1 protein-coding gene is annotated in these 704 nt (G+C 47.3%); it reads right to left on the bottom strand.

The window, feature by feature from the left end; all coding sequences use genetic code 11:
• On the bottom strand, positions 1-704 hold a 704-nt coding region (locus tag R7040_RS26585), incomplete at both ends, for a transketolase-like TK C-terminal-containing protein (protein ID WP_318081632.1).

The raw sequence follows: 704 nt of genomic DNA, 5'->3' as shown, positions 1-704 counted from the left end.
TCTGTTGATGGCATTGAAACAACGCGTACTTTCTTACCTTCAGCAGTTAGCTGTGCTGCTGCTTCTACTGCTAGTTCAACTTCAGAACCTGTTGCGATAAGGATTAGCTCAGGCTTGCCTTCGCAATCTTTCAGAATGTAAGCACCTTTCGCGATGTCTGCTACTTGTTCTGCTGTACGCTCTTGTTGCGCAAGGTTTTGACGAGAGAAGATAAGTGCTGTCGGTGCATCTTTACGTTCAATCGCTAGTTTCCATGCAACTGCAGACTCAACTTGGTCACATGGGCGCCATGTGCTCATGTTTGGAGTTACACGTAGAGACGCCATTTGCTCAACAGGTTGGTGAGTTGGGCCATCTTCGCCAAGACCGATCGAATCATGCGTGTAAACTTGGATGTTCTGAATTTTCATCAGCGCAGCCATACGCATTGCGTTACGAGCGTATTCCATGAACATTAGGAATGTTGCGCCGTAAGGAACGAAACCACCGTGCAATGCGATACCGTTGATGATAGCAGTCATACCGAATTCGCGTACACCGTAGTGGATGTAGTTGCCAGAGAAGTCCTCCGTTTCTAGAGACTTAGAACCAGACCACATGGTCAGGTTAGAAGGCGCTAGGTCAGCAGAACCACCCATAAACTCAGGAAGCATTTGACCAAACGCTTCTAGTGCATTTTGCGATGCTTTACGTGATGCAATGTT

The organism is Vibrio sp. 1069 (assembly GCF_033340555.1).
Note: the sequence above shows the minus strand (reverse complement) of the source record. Positions and strands in the feature narration are given on the sequence as shown.